The 18,980-nt window shown below is 38.2% G+C and carries 16 protein-coding genes; 7 read left to right on the top strand and 9 right to left on the bottom strand.

The window, feature by feature from the left end:
- Positions 1 to 19 precede the first annotated feature (19 nt).
- The 3 genes from HDC90_RS17285 to HDC90_RS17275 form a co-directional block, all read right to left on the bottom strand.
- On the bottom strand, positions 20 to 1,009 hold the full coding sequence (locus HDC90_RS17285; RefSeq protein WP_184468599.1) for a glycosyltransferase family protein: 990 nt from the start codon (positions 1,007 to 1,009) through the stop codon (positions 20 to 22).
- 20 nt (positions 1,010 to 1,029) lie between these two features.
- Entirely contained in the window at positions 1,030 to 1,884 is an 855-nt protein-coding gene (locus HDC90_RS17280; protein WP_184468597.1) for a UDP-2,3-diacylglucosamine diphosphatase, read from the bottom strand.
- 722 nt (positions 1,885 to 2,606) lie between these two features.
- Entirely contained in the window at positions 2,607 to 5,114 is a 2,508-nt protein-coding gene (locus HDC90_RS17275; protein WP_184468595.1) for a YfhO family protein, read from the bottom strand.
- A gap of 129 nt (positions 5,115 to 5,243) precedes the next feature.
- On the opposite strand from HDC90_RS17275, the gene HDC90_RS17270 reads away from it, so the two are divergent.
- From HDC90_RS17270 to HDC90_RS17250, 5 genes are all read left to right on the top strand, one after another.
- A complete protein-coding gene (locus tag HDC90_RS17270; protein WP_184468592.1) occupies positions 5,244 to 6,329 on the top strand; it encodes an alginate lyase family protein in 1,086 nt (361 codons plus the stop codon).
- Between the two features lie 62 nt (positions 6,330 to 6,391).
- Positions 6,392 to 6,898, top strand: a complete 507-nt coding sequence (locus HDC90_RS17265; protein WP_184468590.1) for a GbsR/MarR family transcriptional regulator — start codon at positions 6,392 to 6,394, stop codon at positions 6,896 to 6,898.
- Positions 6,899 to 7,118: 220 nt separating this feature from the next.
- Positions 7,119 to 7,934, top strand: coding sequence for a DUF393 domain-containing protein (locus HDC90_RS17260; RefSeq protein WP_184468588.1), 816 nt, complete (start codon positions 7,119 to 7,121; stop codon positions 7,932 to 7,934).
- A 5-nt stretch (positions 7,935 to 7,939) separates the two neighbouring features.
- On the top strand, positions 7,940 to 8,875 hold the full coding sequence (locus HDC90_RS17255) for a TIGR01777 family oxidoreductase (protein WP_184468587.1): 936 nt from the start codon (positions 7,940 to 7,942) through the stop codon (positions 8,873 to 8,875).
- A 7-nt stretch (positions 8,876 to 8,882) separates the two neighbouring features.
- Entirely contained in the window at positions 8,883 to 9,332 is a 450-nt protein-coding gene (locus HDC90_RS17250; protein ID WP_184468584.1) for an SRPBCC family protein, read from the top strand.
- A 6-nt stretch (positions 9,333 to 9,338) separates the two neighbouring features.
- Here the strand turns inward: HDC90_RS17250 and HDC90_RS17245 are convergent, their stop codons facing one another.
- The 4 genes from HDC90_RS17245 to HDC90_RS17230 form a co-directional block, all read right to left on the bottom strand.
- Positions 9,339 to 9,788, bottom strand: coding sequence for a nuclear transport factor 2 family protein (locus HDC90_RS17245; RefSeq protein ID WP_184468582.1), 450 nt, complete (start codon positions 9,786 to 9,788; stop codon positions 9,339 to 9,341).
- A 125-nt stretch (positions 9,789 to 9,913) separates the two neighbouring features.
- Positions 9,914 to 10,162, bottom strand: coding sequence for a DUF4834 family protein (locus HDC90_RS17240; protein WP_184468580.1), 249 nt, complete (start codon positions 10,160 to 10,162; stop codon positions 9,914 to 9,916).
- Positions 10,163 to 10,289: 127 nt separating this feature from the next.
- Positions 10,290 to 10,487 (bottom strand): YwbE family protein, encoded by a 198-nt coding sequence (locus HDC90_RS17235; protein WP_086548157.1) that lies wholly within the window; start codon positions 10,485 to 10,487, stop codon positions 10,290 to 10,292.
- A 50-nt stretch (positions 10,488 to 10,537) separates the two neighbouring features.
- Complete coding sequence (locus tag HDC90_RS17230) at positions 10,538 to 11,830, bottom strand: DUF3472 domain-containing protein (protein ID WP_184468578.1); 1,293 nt, start codon at positions 11,828 to 11,830, stop codon at positions 10,538 to 10,540.
- A gap of 152 nt (positions 11,831 to 11,982) precedes the next feature.
- Between HDC90_RS17230 and HDC90_RS17225 the strand changes: the two genes are divergently transcribed.
- On the top strand, positions 11,983 to 12,867 hold the full coding sequence (locus tag HDC90_RS17225; RefSeq protein ID WP_184468576.1) for an RDD family protein: 885 nt from the start codon (positions 11,983 to 11,985) through the stop codon (positions 12,865 to 12,867).
- Positions 12,868 to 12,871: 4 nt separating this feature from the next.
- Here HDC90_RS17225 and uvrB read toward each other — a convergent pair whose 3' ends face one another.
- Positions 12,872 to 14,914 (bottom strand): excinuclease ABC subunit UvrB, encoded by a 2,043-nt coding sequence (gene uvrB, locus HDC90_RS17220; protein WP_221451880.1) that lies wholly within the window; start codon positions 14,912 to 14,914, stop codon positions 12,872 to 12,874.
- A 202-nt stretch (positions 14,915 to 15,116) separates the two neighbouring features.
- On the opposite strand from uvrB, the gene HDC90_RS17215 reads away from it, so the two are divergent.
- Positions 15,117 to 16,277 (top strand): ATP-binding protein, encoded by a 1,161-nt coding sequence (locus tag HDC90_RS17215; RefSeq protein ID WP_184468574.1) that lies wholly within the window; start codon positions 15,117 to 15,119, stop codon positions 16,275 to 16,277.
- A gap of 320 nt (positions 16,278 to 16,597) precedes the next feature.
- Here HDC90_RS17215 and HDC90_RS17210 read toward each other — a convergent pair whose 3' ends face one another.
- Positions 16,598 to 18,970, bottom strand: coding sequence for a M1 family metallopeptidase (locus HDC90_RS17210; protein WP_184468572.1), 2,373 nt, complete (start codon positions 18,968 to 18,970; stop codon positions 16,598 to 16,600).
- Positions 18,971 to 18,980 lie beyond the last annotated feature (10 nt).

Below are 18,980 nucleotides of genomic sequence, written 5' to 3'. Positions count from 1 at the left end.
TTAATTTTGTTGTTAGACGTTATTTTCTCGCGTATTTCTTCACCATATCGTCAATAATCTGCGCCGTTTCGTCAGGAAAATTAAACTCATGCTGTTGAGGATTTTCAACCCAGTTTTTGATAATCGGCAACCAGTTTCTGGTGCTTCCCCAAATTACAGGTAAACCAAACTGTTTTAAGGCGTAGGCATTACATTGCTGCTCAAACTGAAAGCGCATAGGTGCAACCAAAAGTTTTTTCTTTAAGTAAAGTGCTTCAGCAGGTCCTTCAAAACCGCCGCCTGTAAACAGCCCTGCGCAGGTAGCCAGGCTTTTATTAAATTTTTCGTTGTTAACCGGCTCCACAAAAACATTTCCTTCCCGGTAGGCTACTTTATTGTGTTTAGAAAAAACCTGCCACGTAACTTCAGGGAGCTGTGTAAAAAGCTTGACCAACCGTTTATCGTCAACGGCTGGAAGATAAACGGTATAATGGCCTAAATTTTCACTTTTCAGGTTCCGGATCTCAGCCCTGATTACCGGGGTATGGATAAAAGTATCGTAACGATCGAAGTGAAAGCCAATGTGGTATTTGGTGGGTGCGTAACGACTCAGGATCAGTTTTCCCCAATCTAAAGTTCTCGGACGGGGTACTTTTTTAGATTTAAAAGCAGCCTGATGACTCAGTGATACACATTCTATGCCCTGCAACTTACAGGCCCAGGCGCTTACGGGTTCAAAATCGTTAACGATAAGGTTGTAATCTTTCAACGGCAGCTGCTTCATATCTTTCCGAAAACGGAAAAGATTCATGTTCAGCCAGGTTTTAAAATGGTCTACACCGCCTTTTTTCCCAAAGATAAAACTGAAGCCATGTAATTGGTATTTTACAGGCTGACTGAGTTTCACATCGGCCTGTGTGCCACTGACTAAAATATCCAGTTCGCCATATTGTTGTAACAAAGGAATTATTTCCCTCGCCCTGCTGATATGACCGTTACCAGTTCCCTGTATTGCGTAAAGTATCTTCATTTATGCCCGAATATCTTAAATTATTGGGCAATTTCGTATTTTATATTCTGTAAAAGAATATTTATATCGAGTTTACTTTTTAAATCTTCGGCATCAGAAAGGATTCCTTCATCCAATTGATCTTTAGTAAAATGTTGGTACTCATATTTAAAAACCGTCCACTTGCTGTTTTCATATTCTAAAGCAGTGAGGCTTTCTACCCAATCGCCGCTGTTCAGATAAAGCACTTTACCTTCTTCGGTGGCAATTTCACGTTGCTCAGCCTGATGAATGTGTCCACAAACCACATACTGATAACCTTTTTCGATGGCCAGTTCTGCAGCTGTTTGCTCAAAACTATTGATGAACTTAACGGCATCCTTAAATTTAGCTTTGATTTTTTTCGAAAAGCTCATCTTTTCCCGCCCAAACGCGGTAAGTACCCAGTTTACAAAACTATTAATAAGAATCAGCGTATCGTATCCAACTGCACCCAGTTTAGCCAGCCATTTGGAATGCTGCATGGTGACATCAAAAACATCACCATGAAAAAACCATGCTTTTTTTCCATCCAGTTCTAAGATTAACTTATTCTGAAGATGGAAAGTCCCCATTTCCATGCCGTCGAATTTGCGGAGCATCTCATCATGATTCCCCGTCAGGTAGTGAACCTGAACGCCTTCCGACACGAATTTCATCAGTTTACGGATCACCTTCATGTGTGATTCGGGCCAATAACTTTTGCTGAACTGCCAGATATCGATGATATCACCGTTTAAAATTAACCTTTTAGGCTTGATGCTCTTCAGATATTTCAGCAGCTCTTTCGCATGGCAACCGTAGGTGCCCAAATGTACATCGGATATTACGACTACATCGACATTTCTTTTATCCATAAACGGGAAATTTAGGGGGGAAGGGTATTGTTACCGCTCTATTCAAGCAGTTCAGAGATAAATTAGCTGTGTTACCACTCTTCTTCCTCATCGAGTTTTACCTCAAAGGGGCTAAAGAAATAAAGTACCACAATTAATAAACATACGGCAAAGAATGATTCTAACATATCACCTGATTTACATTACAAAGGTAAGACGCTGTATATCAAACAAATGTTACGACATTGTTAAATTATTATTCTATTTGATAAAGATTGTTAAAATGAATAACGGTAGTTAATTGGTCAACCTCTTCGGTTTGTCTATATAACTAGAGGAATCGGGTTCAGGTTATTTGGAAATGAGCGGTTTGTGGTTCTTGGCAGCTTCAGTCCTGCTTTCGCTCATAGTCCTCGCTGAGCTCCGGGCTATTCCGCTCTATCCGGTTTAGGAACAAAGGTTTGTGCACCCTGCAACCCCAAAAATGTAGTACAGGCTCTGCTAATTAGCCCCGATTGAAGCGTTACCCTACAGCAACGAGGTACGAGGAAGCGAAGCGTATAAGCAAAAAACGGGAAGAAACTTTATGTCTTGCACAGGCTTTGCGCTCCAAAATGAAAAAATATTTAGCATTGAACAAAAACAAGTTCAGGATAACGAATGAGGGGGAGGGACAATGATGGGCAACAAAAAACCCCATAAGATTAATATCTTACGGGGTGTAAATCTATTTAAAAGAAATATTAAGCTTTAGTTGCTTTCTTTTTCTTCTTTTCTTCTGAATAAAATCCAAAGCCCAATCCGGCCAATAATAAGATCGATCCTGCCAATGAGATTTTCTCTCCGGTATAATACGATGTTGGGTGGAAAATAAACTCGAGTTTATGGTTACCTGCCTCTAATTGCGCTGCACGTAAAACGTAATCGGCCCTGAAGTATGGCTTTTCAACACCATCGATATACATTTTCCAGCCTTTATCATAGTAAATTTCTGAAAATACTGCAATTACATCTTTAGCGGTTGAATATTCGTAGGTTAAGTGATCAGGGTTATAGTTGGTTAATTTAATAAAACCTTCCTGACCGGTTCCTAATCGTTTGGTATCAATCGAATTTTTGAAGCTTTCATCAACAATGGCTTCTTTTTTAGCGTCAAAACTGCTAATTGCCTTCATTTCTTCATCAGCATTTTTGGCAAACTGAACACTTTGTACAAACCAGGCATTACCGGCGGCAGTTGCGTTACGCTGCATTTTATACGATCCGTTTTGCTGATCCTGCGTAATGATATATTTGGTATTTAACATATCAAGAACATCCTGGTTAATACTTTTAGCAAATTGATGTTGAATGAGTTCATCAAAACGTTTCAGTTTAGCTGCATGATAACCACCTATAGTTTTGTGAAAATTAGAGGTACTGGCATCGCTAAAAGTATTTATCGAAGCATCAAATACCCTAAAATTCGGGTCTTTGTCCGCCATGATAAAATTATCAACGTCCCTTGGTTTAAAGAAATCTGAAGCCGTTTTTTTGTATTCAAAATTTTGGTTATTTAAATACCTACGATCTATTTGCCACATATCTACCAAAACCGCCAGCGCTAACAAACCTAAAGCTAATTGCGTATTTAATTTTTTGGTAATAAATGCCCAAACTATTCCGAAACCGATAACCACGAAAAAGAAAGAACGCAAAGCATCTGCACGACCTATTGCAATTCTATCTTCCACTAATCCATTTGCTATCTTTTGGGCAACAGAAGTATTATTTTGCAAAGTTTGGGTTAAAGCCTGTACAATTTGCATATGGTTTGATGCTTTAAAACTGAAAAAGAGTGTAGGCACAATTGCTACAATTAAAGCAAAACCACCAGTAATAGCAGCAGACCAGGTTAATTTCTTGATCAACACCTTTTGATCTAAATCACCATCCTGAATTTCTTTGATTGATAAAATGGCCAATATCGGAACCATTAAACCAACTACTGCCAAAATGGATTCAACTGCTCTGAATTTATTATAAAGTGGAAAATAATCGAAGAATAAATCACTTACAAGAGGGAAGTGGCGACCAAAAGAAAGCAAAATGAATAAAACAGTTGTTGCCAATATCCACCACTTTAATTGGCTGCGAACGATGAATAAACCAAAAACAAATAAGAAACAGATAATTGCACCGAAATAATAGCCACCTTGTGTAAATGGTTTCTCGCCCCAGTACTGTTGCATATTTAATTGCCCTCCCAATTGCTGGATAGCCTGTGCAGTTTGATTAGGATCGCCTCCTGTAATTTCGGCAACGGCTTTATACATATTCCCATCAGGGTTTACCAACTTATCTACTCCTGAAGCACCTCCATATAAATCTGGAATTAAAAAGGTAAAGCTCTCGCCAACACCCTGGCTCCATTGGTAAGCATACTCTTTTGGCATACCTGAACCTTTTTCTGCCGGTGCTGCTTCTGTAGCGGTTAAATTAGATTTACCCCGGTTTGTTTCTTTCGCATATTCTGCTGTAGACCATAATAAACTGGCATTAATCATTACCGCAATAGCCACAGAAAAAGCAAGAAAAGCAAGCGATTTTAATAGATTTGAAACGGTTTTATTCTTAAATGCCTGGTAAAATTCTACAATAACGAATATAAAAATAGCCAACATTAAATAATACGTCATTTGAACGTGGTTGGTTCTTATTTCGAGGGCTAAAAACAATGCTGTTAAACTCGCTCCGTACCAATATCTGCCCCTTAGGGTTAACAAAATACTGGCTATTATTGGTGCAAAAAAACCAATTGCTAATGCCTTGCTACTATGCCCGCTTGCAATTAAAACAAAGTTATACATGGTAAAGGTAAATGCAATTGCGCCTGCTGCAGCAAGCCATGGATTAACCTTTAATACAATAAACAAGAAATAAGCACCTAAAAGCAACAGTAGAACTGTACCTGTTGGATTTGGCAGGGCTTTAGTAATTAAGGCAATTCCATAAGTAGCGCCATTATAGGCATAAGGTACCCAAATTTGATAGGCTGGCATACCACCAAACATCTGGTTGGTCCAAAGTGGTGCCTTACCATCTTTCTCTTTAAAGTCCATAATTTCCTTTTGCATAGCTTGCGATTGGATTACATCGCTTTGCGCAGGCGCTTTACCTACCAAAACAGGACTGAAGTAGGCAAAAGTGATGACTACAAAAAATGCAATAATGGCTAAGTGAATGCCATTTTTATTAAACCAGTTATTCATTAAGGTTTGTTTAAGTTTAAACGAACGTCAAAAATAAAAAATTGGGCGGTATAAAAAAGTAATAAATTAAATGCATGCTGAATAAAAAATTAGATTTGTAACAAAGAATAAAAATTCAACCTATTTATTATGAGAAAGTTTGTTGTTGCAACCGCCCTTGCTTTATTATCTTTTTCTTCGTTTTCGCAGATTGTGAGTTTAAATAATGATGAAATCAAAAAGTTAAAAACGCAGATTAAAAATGATGGAGAAACTAAAAAACTATACCTGGGCTTTGAAAAATCGGCATTAAATTATCTAAGCGAACAACCCAACCCAATTGATACGATCAGAACTGAAGGATTATTAAAGGGAAATCCAAAAAAAGAGAAAACCAGATTAGCCCTGGCAGATATGAATAAAATGTTTGCACTGGCCTTACAATACAGAATTACCAATGATCAAAAATATTTAAACAAATGTGTAGAATTTCTTGGTGCATGGGCCAAAATCAACAAACCAAATGGCGATCCTATTGACGATACCAATCTGGATAAAGCCATTGAAGCTTACGATCTGATTAAAAAAGATATCTTAATAACCGATAAAAAACAGATTGAACAATGGCTTACCGAAACGGCCTGGGCTGAAATTAACAGCAAACGGATGAAAGCGGGGAGAGCCACTGCCATTAATAACTGGAATGCACACCGCTTAAAAGAAGTTGGCGAAATTGGTTACACTTTAAATAATCAGGAATTTATTAAATGGACCATCGACAATTTAAAAAGCCACATTAATATCAATTTGTATCCTGATGGAACCAGTTTGGATTTTAAAGAGCGTGATGCCATGCATTACCACATTTACGACCTTGAACCGATGCTAAAGTTGGCCATTATGATCGACAGAGCGAAAGGCACTAACTTTTATACCTACGAGTCGCCTAAAGGATCTTCGATCAAAAAATCTGTAGAGTGGTTGATCCCATACATTAATGGAGAAAAACAGCACGAAGAATATGTACATACTACCGTTAAATTCGACCGTGACCGGGCCAAAAACAATGAGCCTGGATTTGCTCCAGGGACGATGTTTAAACCAGATTTGGCTTTGCCCGTATTAAAACTGTCTGTTTATTTCGATAAGGCACAGGCTGAACTGTTAAAAAAGGTAAATAACAATGAGGCCAACTGGCAGATGGTGTTGGATGAAATACAACGCGAAAGTAAATAACTTCCAAAACAAATAAAGTTTCAATAATTATTGAAACTTTAAAAATAAGTTTATATTTGTGTATGGAATTAGCAGCAGCGAAATTAAAATTTATAGAAGCTTGGGGCAAATTAGGCTCCGAATGGGGAATTAACCGCACTATGGCCCAGGTACATGCGTTATTACTTATCTCTCCTGAAGCGCTTACTACTGAAGAAATTATGGAAGCACTCAGTATCTCGAGAGGAAATGCCAACATGACACTCCGCGATTTAATTGGATGGGGCTTAATTGAAAAACAACATAAAGCTGGCGAGCGCAAAGAGTACTTTTTTGCCGATAAGGATGTTTGGAATATTTCCCGCCAGGTAGCTAAAGAACGTAAAAAAAGAGAGTTAGAGCCTGTTTTAAAAGTTTTGAATGAACTATCAACGGTAACGGGTGATGAAAAAGACCCAGCGTTTAAAACCTTCAAAAAATCGGTAAGCGATATTAACAAACTTGCCCTCAACGTGGATAAAACGCTAGAAACCATGCTTAAAGCTGAAGAGAATTGGTTCTGGGGCTCGGTTTTGAAAGTGTTTAAATAGATTTGAGCGGGGAGATGTGAGAAGGAGGGGTTGAGTATCAAGTAATAAGTATTTAGTAGCAAGTAGTAAATATCGAGTACCAAGACATATTCACACTAAAAGCCAAGTGCTAAAGCCTATCCACTAAATCCTAACCATTAAAACGCCTTACCCTTAAGTTCGGCTTTATTTTTTAACCAAAACTTTCATTTTTTACTGAAAGTATTAAAATTTAAATAAAATGAAAACACTTAAAAACCACGTGATTTTATTTGACAATGAGTGCCCAATGTGTTATGCCTATACCAAAGCTTTTGTAAAAACAGGTATGTTGACTCAAGATGGTCGTGAGGCCTACCAGGAAATGCCACAAAACATTTGCCCGCTGGTAGATAAGCAAAGGGCTGCCAATGAAATTGCACTTGTTAATACCGAAACAGGCGAAGTTACTTATGGCATCCAGAGTCTGTTCAAAATTATTGCAAACGCTATGCCCTTTTTTAAGCCTTTATTTTTGTTTAGTCCATTTGTTTACCTGATGCGTAAATTTTATGCATTTGTTTCTTACAACCGTAAGGTGATTATTCCAGCTCCGGTTAAAGAAAATACGATACAGCCCACTTTTAAACTCCATTACCGCATTACTTTTCTACTTTTAACCTGGGTTATTACTGCTTATATATTAACAGATTATGCGCATCTGCTTACCGATTTTGTTCCACTGGGCAGTAGATACCGTGAATACTTAATCTGTGGTGGCCAGCTATTTTTCCAAGGCGCAATTATTAGCTTTTATAAAAAAGAAAAGCTTTGGGATTACCTTGGGAATATGATGACCATTTCTTTCGCAGGTTCGCTTTTACTCTTGCCCATTATAATCCTGGAAAAATACGTCAGCCTTCTACCTTTATTTTTTCTGCTGTATTTTCTAATGGTTGCGGGACTGATGTTTTTAGAACATATCCGTAGGAGTAAATTATTAAAGCTAGGTTGGTTGATGAGTATTACCTGGGCACTTTACCGCTTAATTGTTTTGGGTTTAATCTTAATTTTATAATGATCATGAAATACGGAAAAATTGTACTGGCAGGAGGAAATGGTTATTTGGGCAGTGTGTTGGCGAAATATTTTAGCAGCCTGGCTGATCAAGTGATCATTCTGGCCAGAAAACCACAAGCCACAACGGGCAATATTAAAGCATTGGTATGGGATGGCAAAACCATAGGTGAGTGGACCCGCAGCTTGCTGGGGGCCGATCTATTGGTTAACCTTTGTGGTAAAAATGTAAACTGCAGGTACACCGAAAAAAACAAAAAAGAAATTTTTGATTCAAGATTGATCCCCACCCATTTATTGGGCAAAGCGATCGAGGAAATGGAAAATCCGCCAAAACTTTGGGTCAACATTACTTCTGCTACTATATATCGTCATGCAGAGGACCATCCTCAAGACGAGTTAACAGGCGAAATCGGTGAGGGTTTCTCTATTGAAGTTTGCAAAGCCTGGGAAAATAGCTTTTTTGAAGCCAATACGCCCAATACCCGAAAAATAGCCCTTAGAATGGGCATTGTTTTAGGCATAAAAGATGGTGCTTTTCCCCGCTTACTTAACCTGGTAAAATTGGGTATGGGCGGTAAACAGGGCGATGGCGAACAATATATGAGCTGGATATACGAAGAGGATGCAGCAGCTAGTATAGTTTGGCTACTTAACCATCCGGAAATTGAAGGAATTGTAAACTGCACGGCACCGGAAGTAATTAAAAACCATGTTTTTATGCGCAGCATAAGAATGGCCTTTGATCGCAATTTTGGCTTGCCTACCCCAGCCTGGTTATTGGCCATTGGTGCAAAAATTATCGGAACGGAAACAGAACTGATTTTAAAAAGCAGGTGGGTTAAACCAGCAGTACTCCTAAATAGTGGATTTAATTTTAAATACGGAAAGATTGATGAGGCGATGAGCGCGCTAAGTGCAAAGCCAAAAGACTTAAAGTAATAAGCATATGTCTAAAATCATATTAAAAACATTGATTAATGCGCCCATCGAGCATTGCTTTGATCTATCTAGAAATATCGATCTTCACTTACAATCGATGAAAGCTTCTGGAGAAAATGCAATAGCTGGAAAAAAGAGTGGTTTGATCAATTTACATGAATCGGTTACCTGGCGGGCCAGGCATTTTGGCATTACGTTCGAAATGACAAACAAGATTAGTTCAATGGAATACCCAACAAGCTTTGTAGATGAGATGATTAAAGGTCCCTTTAAAAAACTCCATCATCGCCACCAGTTTAAAATAATGGATTCTCAGACAGAAATGACAGATATTTTTGAATTTCAGGCACCTTTTGGCCTATTAGGCCGCCTTGTAGAAAAAATATTTCTTGAAAATTATATGTTAAAACTAATTGAGAAAAGAAATAAGGTAATCAAGTTTCAAGCTGAATGGTAAGATGTGCTATTTATGCCTAGCACTATCATTAAATTGCCAAAGCACGTTAATAATCTTCCAGGCACCATTTAATTTAACAAGGTGCATATAATCTATCCATTCATCTGCAATTAGCTTAACCGAAGCAGTTTTCTCTGAAATATCAAGCATTTTAATTTCCTTCTTAGGAACGACAGGGAATTTATCTTTTTTACGGTTATAGCTTTCGGCCAAAATAACCATCGATTCTGCAGAGGTTTCTCGAACATAATCTTTGTTGGTTTCCTTATCCGTCCAAAATGTACGTTTAACTAGCCTTGGATGCAGAGTTTGCTCCATTTGCTTGGGATTTGGGCTATGTTGCGATTCTATATAGTCAAGGGCTGCACGTTTAATTTCTAAACTATCCTGTTTTGTCTGGCCGAAACATTTCGCACTTAGCATCCACACGGAGATAAAAACAATAAAATATTTCATAGTTGTCGGTATATTTTGGTTATCCAGTTGAGCGTTAAAAGCATTAAACTTAAACTATATATTTTAAATTATTGCTTTTTTAATTTTAAAAACAAAAAACCCTGAAACAAGTTCAGGGTTCAGTTTTATTTGACTTCTTCGTAGTCTACGAAGTCGCCGAGCTTATCTGTTTTACTTTGATCGGGTTTTGGAGGCATATAATCTATCGAAATAGAGCCTTCAGGTTTTGACCGTCTTTGTTGTTGCTGGCCTGTAGCCTGACTTTGCATTTTGCTGGCCAGGTTATTAAACAGCATTGGCAGAATTAACCTAATCAACATTCTGATCAGCCAAAGTACCAATATTGTGATGAAAATGAATTTTATTAATGCCATTCTTTAAATTACTGTGGTTACAAATATAGACGTCATAAAATTTATTTTGTTACTTATTTAGCCTTTAATTGCATTTTGATTACAAATATAATACACAAATAAGCCTATAAAGGTTTTAATAACACCATTAATCTTCAATAATTTCAGCTACACGGCCTACCTGTCCATCTTCGAGCCTCACTTTTATCCCCCTGGAATGAAATGCAGATGAAGTAAGCAGATCTTTTACTACCCCATAGGTAATATTTCCCGACCGCTGATCTTTCTTCAAAATAATTCCAACTTCTAATCCTGGGTAAATGTCTTTTCTGTTTTGTCCGTCCATTTGCGATGTAATATGATTAAAGCCTCAAAATTCCATAATTATTTTGATTGTTATGGTAATTTACTGAAATCTATTTCAGGTTTCTTACCAGTAGTGCTTCTGGTGAAAATTTTCCTTGGTGTGGTATAATCGTTAAAAAAGCCACCATTGTTTAAATAAAAAGCACCCTTATCTACTCCTCCCTGATAATCCATCCGATATCCTTTTGCTCCTGTATTGTCGGTGGTAAAGCGCGCAGATTTTAATTCGGTCCATGTTCCTTTATCATCACAGATCCATTGGTTATCAAACAAAACTTTCCTCGATAGGTCTCCCTGAACAGGTGAGAAATTTTCCAAAAAAGAATGGAAGCGTTTTAAATAGGTTTTAGTCTGCGGCCTGGTAAAACTGGCTATCAATTGCCATTTATTGATTTCAGGAGCAAAGAAATAAGCAGTATACGTGGTTAAGCTGTCTTTTCCGGGTACACCATGCAATAGGAATTTATAGGTGTTTCCTGCTTTCCACATGTAGTTCAGGTAGCTCTGGCCTCCAGCGCCTTCATTGCCAAATTCTCCAGTGTGTACGCCTTCGCCTTTCTTAAGCATTTTGATCTTATGCGATTCTGGGATACTTTTAGGATCGTCGGTATTAAAAGGGCTCCATACCGAAAACAAGATATGTCGCTCCGTTGGGCTATTTACCTGCATACCAAAATAACCTTCACCAAATCCATTCGCCATGAAGTAAGAGCCTAAAATATCTTCACCTTTTGGCACGGTTACCTCGTTATAGTACCATGCTGCATTTACGTTTTCAGGCTGTTGGTAGTTCAGGTGAACTGATGGTCCACGTCGGCCCCAATGAAAAAAGTTGCCTTCGTTGTTTTTAACGTAAGCGGTTTTGCCTTCGGTAGCTGTTCCACCTATGGATAAGGTTTGTATTGAAGGAAATCTACCTGCACTTTTGCTTATTCCTTTAATGGTTAAGGCTACATAACCTGTATCTTTAATGTCCCATTCGCCAATTTTACCGTCAAAGGGTTTGGTTTCATCGAAACTTACCTTTTTAGATTGATTGTTGATGGTAAACTCCAGAACCGATTGCCCATCGATCAGCGGTTTATCGCTTAACGATACTATTATGGTACCCGGTTTAGAAACTCTAAAATAAGCTGTAAAATATTCTTTTGGATTAGACCAATTTACAATTCCCCTGTTGGATAGTGTTCTCTCCGAATCCTGATGTAAAGAGCTGTAGGCATTGCCTCCAAGTGGAAGGGAAATTGCTGTAACATTTTGGGCATGACTTTTTAGCCCCATTACGCCGAGTACGATCAGCGCGACTAATTTTAAGGATTTCATTTGATAATTTTTAGATAACTTATTGAACTGCAATTCTAACTCAAATTATCTAAAAATCAATCTTTAAAACTAAATCGTTACCTATTGAATATTTTTATTAAGGGCAAATAAAAATTAAAGTATATCTTAGTATTCGCCTCAAAGTTGTTCAAATGAAAAAAAATCTAATTATCGCTGTTGTTCTCGGTTTAACGTTCGCTTTTTACAGTTTCCAGTATATCAGATATCTGATTGAACTTTATTCAGTCATCAAAAGGAGTGATGGTACAATAAATTTTAGTTGGGCAGAGTATGTTTCTCCGATTCTACTTATCTTGAATCTGGTAGGCCTTATGCAGTTTGTGCTAAGCAAATATGAACGTTCGGGTATATTAAGGACGTTTTTACAGTTTAATATTCTTTTAGCGCTTATTTTTCACATTTTTAACGCCTACCGGAAAATATTTCCTAATCTTGAACCGTTGGAACATGCAAATGGCCCGTTAGGGATCTTAGATTTTATTGGCTATGCCTATCTGATTTTTGAAATTTATGCCTTAATTACACTTCAAAATAGCTTAATCCCTGTTTTGCGGTCACAAGAAGACGGCAGTTTTACATTTGACGATGTAAATAAACCTAATCGCTTTCTTCACAGGCTATTCGATCTTTTATCAATTATGATGATTTATTATTTCTATCTCAAAATCGGGTCTTATTATAGGATCCGTTTTGATGAGAATAGAAATTATCTTGTTTTTTTTGAAACTAAAGCTTATTTACCCTTAACATTATTTGGTTTTCTTTATTATTTGATCTTTGAAGGTATTTTTAACACATCAATTGGAAAAACCATTATGGGTAATATGGTTGTTAATAATGTTGCGGAAAAACCATCCATCATACAAAGAATCGGTCGGACTTTCGCTCGGATAATTCCTTTTGATGCACTTTCTTATTTATTTGGAGAAAGAGGATGGCACGACCGTATTGCAAATACTTATGTAGTAAAGGCGATGAAAAAATCACCGAACAATACCCCTAAAGAATTAGGTTAATCCGTTACTTACCGAATTTTTCATTGAACATTTTCTCTAGTGCAAACATTTCATCACGCAGCTTTGCAGCTTGTAAAAAGTCCATATCTTTTGCTGCTTTCTGCATATCCTTACGGGTAGTATCAATTGCCCTTTGCAGTTCGGCTTTACCCATATACTGAACAATCGGATCTGCTGCAATACTGATTTCTGCATTTTCGACGTAAGCCCTTGCTTTATTATCGCTCGCTTTTTGCGAGAAATCGAGCACTGAGGTTTGCTCTAGTATGGCTTCTCTTGATTTACCGACCGTTTTTGGTGTAATGCCATTTTCAAGGTTATAAGCAATCTGTATCTCTCTACGTCTGTTTGTTTCTGAAATGGTTTTTTCCATACTTTCCGTAATGCCGTCGGCGTACATAATTACCCGGCCACGATCATTACGGGCGGCACGGCCAATGGTTTGGATCAACGATTTTTCTGAACGTAAAAAACCTTCTTTATCCGCATCTAAAATAGCAACCAAAGTAACCTCAGGTAAATCCAAACCTTCACGCAAAAGGTTAATGCCTACCAAAACATCAAATTCTCCCAAACGTAAACCACGGAGAATTTCTACCCGTTCCAGGGTTTTTATTTCAGAATGGATATACCTGGTCTTGATATTTAAGCGGTCAAGGTATTTTGTCAGTTCTTCAGCCATACGTTTGGTTAATGTGGTAACCAGAACACGTCCGCCATCTTTTATGGTTAGGTCTATTTCATCTAAAAGATCATCAACCTGGTTAATGGCAGGCCTAATTTCTATAACAGGATCCAATAATCCGGTTGGCCTGATTACCTGCTCCACCACCACACCTTCCGATTTTTCTAATTCATATTCGGCCGGAGTTGCACTTACGTAAATCGTTTGTGGTGCAAGGGCTTCAAATTCGTTAAAGTTTAAAGGCCGGTTATCAAGTGCGGCCGGTAAACGGAAACCATATTCAACCAAAGATAATTTCCTCGATCTATCTCCACCATACATGGCCCTGATCTGCGGAACGGTAACGTGGCTTTCGTCAATTACCATTAAATAATCATCAGGAAAATAATCCAGCAAACAGAAAGGGCGCATACCTGGCTGCCTTCCATCAAAGAAACGGGAATAGTTTTCGATACCTGAGCAGTAACCCAATTCTTTCATCATTTCGATATCAAAATTGGTCCGTTCTTCCAGCCTTTTTGCTTCCAGTAAATGCCTGTCTGCAATTAACTGGTTCTTACGGATTTCCAATTCTTCCTGTATTCCCCAGATCGAAGAGTTGAACCTATCTTTCGGGGTGACGAAAAGGTTGGCCGGATAAATGGCCATATCTTCTAATTTTTCTATGGTTTTTCCAGAAACCGGGTCAATCGAAGAAAGTTCTTCAATATCATCGCCGAAAAAAGAAATACGGTAAGCATGATCAAGATAGGCCGGAAAAATATCCACTGTATCGCCTTTAACCCTAAAGGTTCCTCGTTTAAAATCTGTTGTGGTTCTGGAATATAAAATCTCGACCAGGCTATGCAAAAATGCATTCCTCGAAATCCTTAAGCCCACGCCAAAACGGAAAACCATCCGGGAAAAATCTTCCGGATTACCCATACCATAAATACAGGAGATGGATGATACCACAATAATATCGCGCCTACCGCTCATTAACGAAGAGGTAGTACGTAAACGGAGTTTTTCAATTTCCTCGTTTATGCTCAGGTCTTTTTCGATATAAGTATTGCTTGATGCAATAAAAGCTTCGGGTTGATAATAATCGTAATAAGAAACAAAATAATTCACCGAGTTTTCAGGAAAGAAATTTTTGAACTCGCCGTAAAGCTGCGCTGCCAAAGTTTTATTGTGGCTCAAAATCAGGGTAGGCTTCTGTGTCTGCTCAATCACATTGGCTATCGTAAATGTTTTTCCCGATCCTGTAACCCCTAATAAAGTTTGATAATGTTCGTTGGCATTTACGCCATCTACCAATTGTTTTATCGCATTTGGCTGATCTCCGGTAGGTTGATATTCTGAGGTGATTTTAAATTTCATGGGTATACCAAATATACGATTTAAGGACTAAAGAGTAAAACAGGCGAAAGTCAGGAAAGTTGGGGTAAGAGAAGATTTATTCTGTCGGTATCTTATAACCGTCCATACTCAAATGTTATTTTTTTTCATGAATAAAGGCTTACAAACCTAGTAAATCAAAAGTTTAACTTTTGATTTACTAGGTTAATGCGTATATTTGTTTATGTTGATTATCAGAAACCTTGCTTCCCAATTACGAAATCGGCTTAAAAAATCTCCAGCTATTGCTATTCTCGGGCCGAGACAAGTTGGAAAAACTACGCTGGCAAAAGATTTAAGCAGCGACTATATATATCTTGATATGGAAAATCCCAGGGATGTTGCTAAACTACAAGACGCCTATACTTTTCTCGAAAGCCTTCAAGATCATACTGTAATTATTGATGAGGTACAATTATTTCCGTCATTGTTTTCTTTATTACGGCCATTAATAGATGCTAAAAGAACACCAGGAAGATTTATATTGTTAGTATCCGCTTCACCAGAACTGGTAAAAGGAGTTTCTGAAACACTGGCTGGCAGAATTTCCTATAATGAATTATGTCCCATCAGACTAACTGAACTCCCTGATACAATAGGTTTTGAACAACATTGGTTTCGTGGCGGATTTCCAGAGTCTTTACTATCAGCAAACGACTTGCTTAGCAAAGAATGGATTGATGATTTTATCGTAAGTTATGTAGAAAGAGACTTAGCCAAGATGTTTGGCGTTGATTTAGCACCGATGCTGCTAAGAAATTTCTGGAGCATGCTTTCTCATTTAAATGGAAATGTATTTAATGGGGAATCCTTTGCAAGATCTTTAGGAGTGAGTGCGCCTACTGTAAATCGGTATTTAGATTTTTTAGAGGGCGGCTTTTTGATTAGGCGATTACAACCATGGTTTGTTAATGCCAAAAAGCGCTTAATTAAGTCGCCAAAAACATATATCAGAGATACAGGTATTTTACACCGTTTATTAAACATCTCAAGTTATAGTGATTTGTTTGGCCATCCAGGTGTCGGTGCATCCTGGGAAGGTTATGTAATTGAGCAGATTTATCAAATAAAGAATAAGCAAACAGACCTTTTTTTTTACCGCACACAAACTGGGGCAGAATGTGATTTAATCCTTGTGCAGGGAATTACCCCAATTACATGTATTGAAATCAAACTATCAAATGCACCCACCATATCTAAAGGATTTATCAGTTGTATAAAGGATCTGGAACCAAAATATAAATATATTATTACACCAAATAGCGAAACTTACCTGTCATCAAACGACATCACGGTAACCAATATCAAATATTTCTTATCAAACATTTTACCTCAGATACAATAAAGATCCCCGTGAAAAATTCAACGGGGATCTTCTCGTGTGTCGTCACTCTGAATTCATTTCAGGGTCTTTATCACATATGAACTTACACAATCCTTCGACACAAGCTACGATTGACAGATTCTAAAATCGGCGTTATCTCGACCGGAGCAACGCGGAGTGGAGAGATCTTTGGACGATATTAAAAGATCTCTCCACTGCGTTCGAGATGACGATTTTTCTTAGCCAAGCGTCATTCTCGCGAAAGCAGGAATCTTAATGCCACAAGCTTGAAGATTTCTCCCCTACGGTCGAAATGACGATCGCTCAGGATAATAATGCGGCTATTTACCCGCAGCGGCCTGCATTGGATTTTTACCAACCGATTGACCTCTTACTGTCCCACCAGCTTTGGTTTTATATACTTTAAACTTACTTTCCTTTGCTTTGCCGCCCCAGCTATTATTCGAGGTATCAATATCGGCAGTTTCGCGAAACGGATCCACTAAAATAGAAGCTACTTCTTTATTTTTAACATAAAATTTAGCTGTTTTCAATTCATTATGTCTCCAGATCTGAGCAGGGATACGGTCTATTTCCTTTGTTCCATCTTTATAGGTAAACTCAACAATGATAGGCATTACTAAACCTCCTTTATTGCTAAAGCTCAGTTCATAAAGAAATTTTCCATCATATTTACCCTGCTCTGCCGGGGGAACAGTTTCTAGTGTTGCAGGGATTTCTGTTTTAGTGGCAACAGTGGTATCAACAGTAACCATTCCTCTATCGTATTTATAGTAGAAATCTTGTGCTGCTGGGGTTTTATCTACGTAAAAATTAATTTTCTTATCCTCTCGGTTCCTGATTTTTGAAATATCTTCAAAGGCATTAACAGTGGGTTTATCAATTTTAACCATTTTCGATTTGGCATCTGGTAAATCTTTAGGGAAATCGGCTTTTGCAAATTTCACGCTATCTAAAGATATATCACAAGGGTCGGTTCCGTAAAACCAACCTCTCCAAAACCAATCTAAGTCTTCGCCGCTGGCATCTTCCATGGTACGGAAAAGATCAGCAGGCTCTGGATGCTTAAAAGCCCATCTTCTCGAATATTCCTTAAATGCATAATCGAAAAGTTCTCTTCCCATGATGGTTTCACGGAGAATATTTAAGCCTGTGGCTGGCTTAGAATAGGCATTTGGACCAAAACGAGCGATATTTTCAGAGTTGGTCATAATTGGCTCCAGCTCATCTTTAGGCAACTTCATGTAATCAACAATGGTATAGGCCGGCCCTTTTTTGCTTGGAAATTTGTTATCCCAAAGCTCTTCGGTTAAATACTCAACAAAAGAATTTAGTCCTTCATCCATCCAGGTCCATTGGCGTTCATCACTATTTACAATCATTGGGAAGAAGTTATGCCCAACCTCGTGAATAATTACGCCTAACATGCCATTTTTTGTGCTTTCACTATATGTTCCGTCGGTGTCTGTACGGCCATAGTTAAAACAGATCATTGGGTATTCCATTCCATTTGCAGCTTCGATACTTTGTGCAACCGGATAAGGATAAGGGATAGTGAAATCTGAATAGGTTTTAATGGTATGTGCCACCGCACGGGTAGAAAACTTACTGTAGAGATTGTATGCTTCTTTTCCATAAAAACTCATACACATTACGGTATTGTTATTGGCCTGAATTTTTTGAGGCATGGCATCCCAGATAAATTTACGGGAAGATGTCCAGGCAAAATCGCGGACATTATTCGCATTAAAAACCCAGGTTTTTTTTGCTGTCGATTTTTTGGTTTCTGCCAGTTTGGCTTCAGCCAAGGTTTGGATTTCTACAGGTGCAGCAGCAGTTTTAGCAGCATTATACCTACTTAACTGCGTTGGATTTAAAACCGCGCTATAATTAATACACTCTCCTGTTGAACCCACCAGGTGATCTGCCGGAACGGTCATTTGAACTTTAAAATCGCCAAAGGTTAAGGCAAACTCACCTCTACCTGTAAACTGATGGTTCTGCCATCCCTGAAAATCGCTATATACGCATAAACGTGGGTACCATTGCGTCATCGTAAACAGGTAGTTCCCATCGGTCGGAAAAAACTCGTAACCTCCACGGCCACCAACACTCATCCGGTCAGAAATTTTATAGTTCCAATCAATATTGAAGATAAATTTTTGTCCCGTTCTTAGCGCTACCGGTAAATCTATCCTCATCATGGTTTTGTTAACCGTATATGGTAAGTTTTTACCTGCTGCATCGGTTAATTTGGTAATATTTATTCCATAGCCGTTGTTTCCTGCTGCAATTAACTGATCTAAATTTTTAGTTGTTCCGGTGGCAGGCATTTTAGTCGCATCCTGATAATTGGCATTTCTATCGGTACTATGCTCGTTTTCATCAAGCTGCAACCAGATATAAGTTAAAGGATCTGGAGAATTATTGGTGTAAGTAATCGTTTCGGACCCCGTTAACAACAGATTTTTTTCATCCAACTCACATTTGATGTTATAATCGGCCCGTTGCTGCCAATATTTAACACCAGGTGCTCCGCTGGCTGTACGTTGTTCGTTGGGTGTTGGTAAAATGGTGCCCAACTGTTCAAACTTATTCCCGTGGTTACTCCCTGGGTTATTCTGAATATTTTGGGCCATAGCCAAACTACCAGAAAAGAATAGCAGGCCGGTTAAAGTAAATAGTTTATTCATTATACGGTTT

The sequence above is a fragment of the Pedobacter sp. AK013 genome (assembly GCF_014205835.1).
In the GTDB taxonomy this organism is placed as follows: domain Bacteria; phylum Bacteroidota; class Bacteroidia; order Sphingobacteriales; family Sphingobacteriaceae; genus Pedobacter.
The sequence above is the reverse complement of the archived record's forward strand: the minus strand, read 5'-3'. Positions and strand labels throughout refer to the sequence as shown.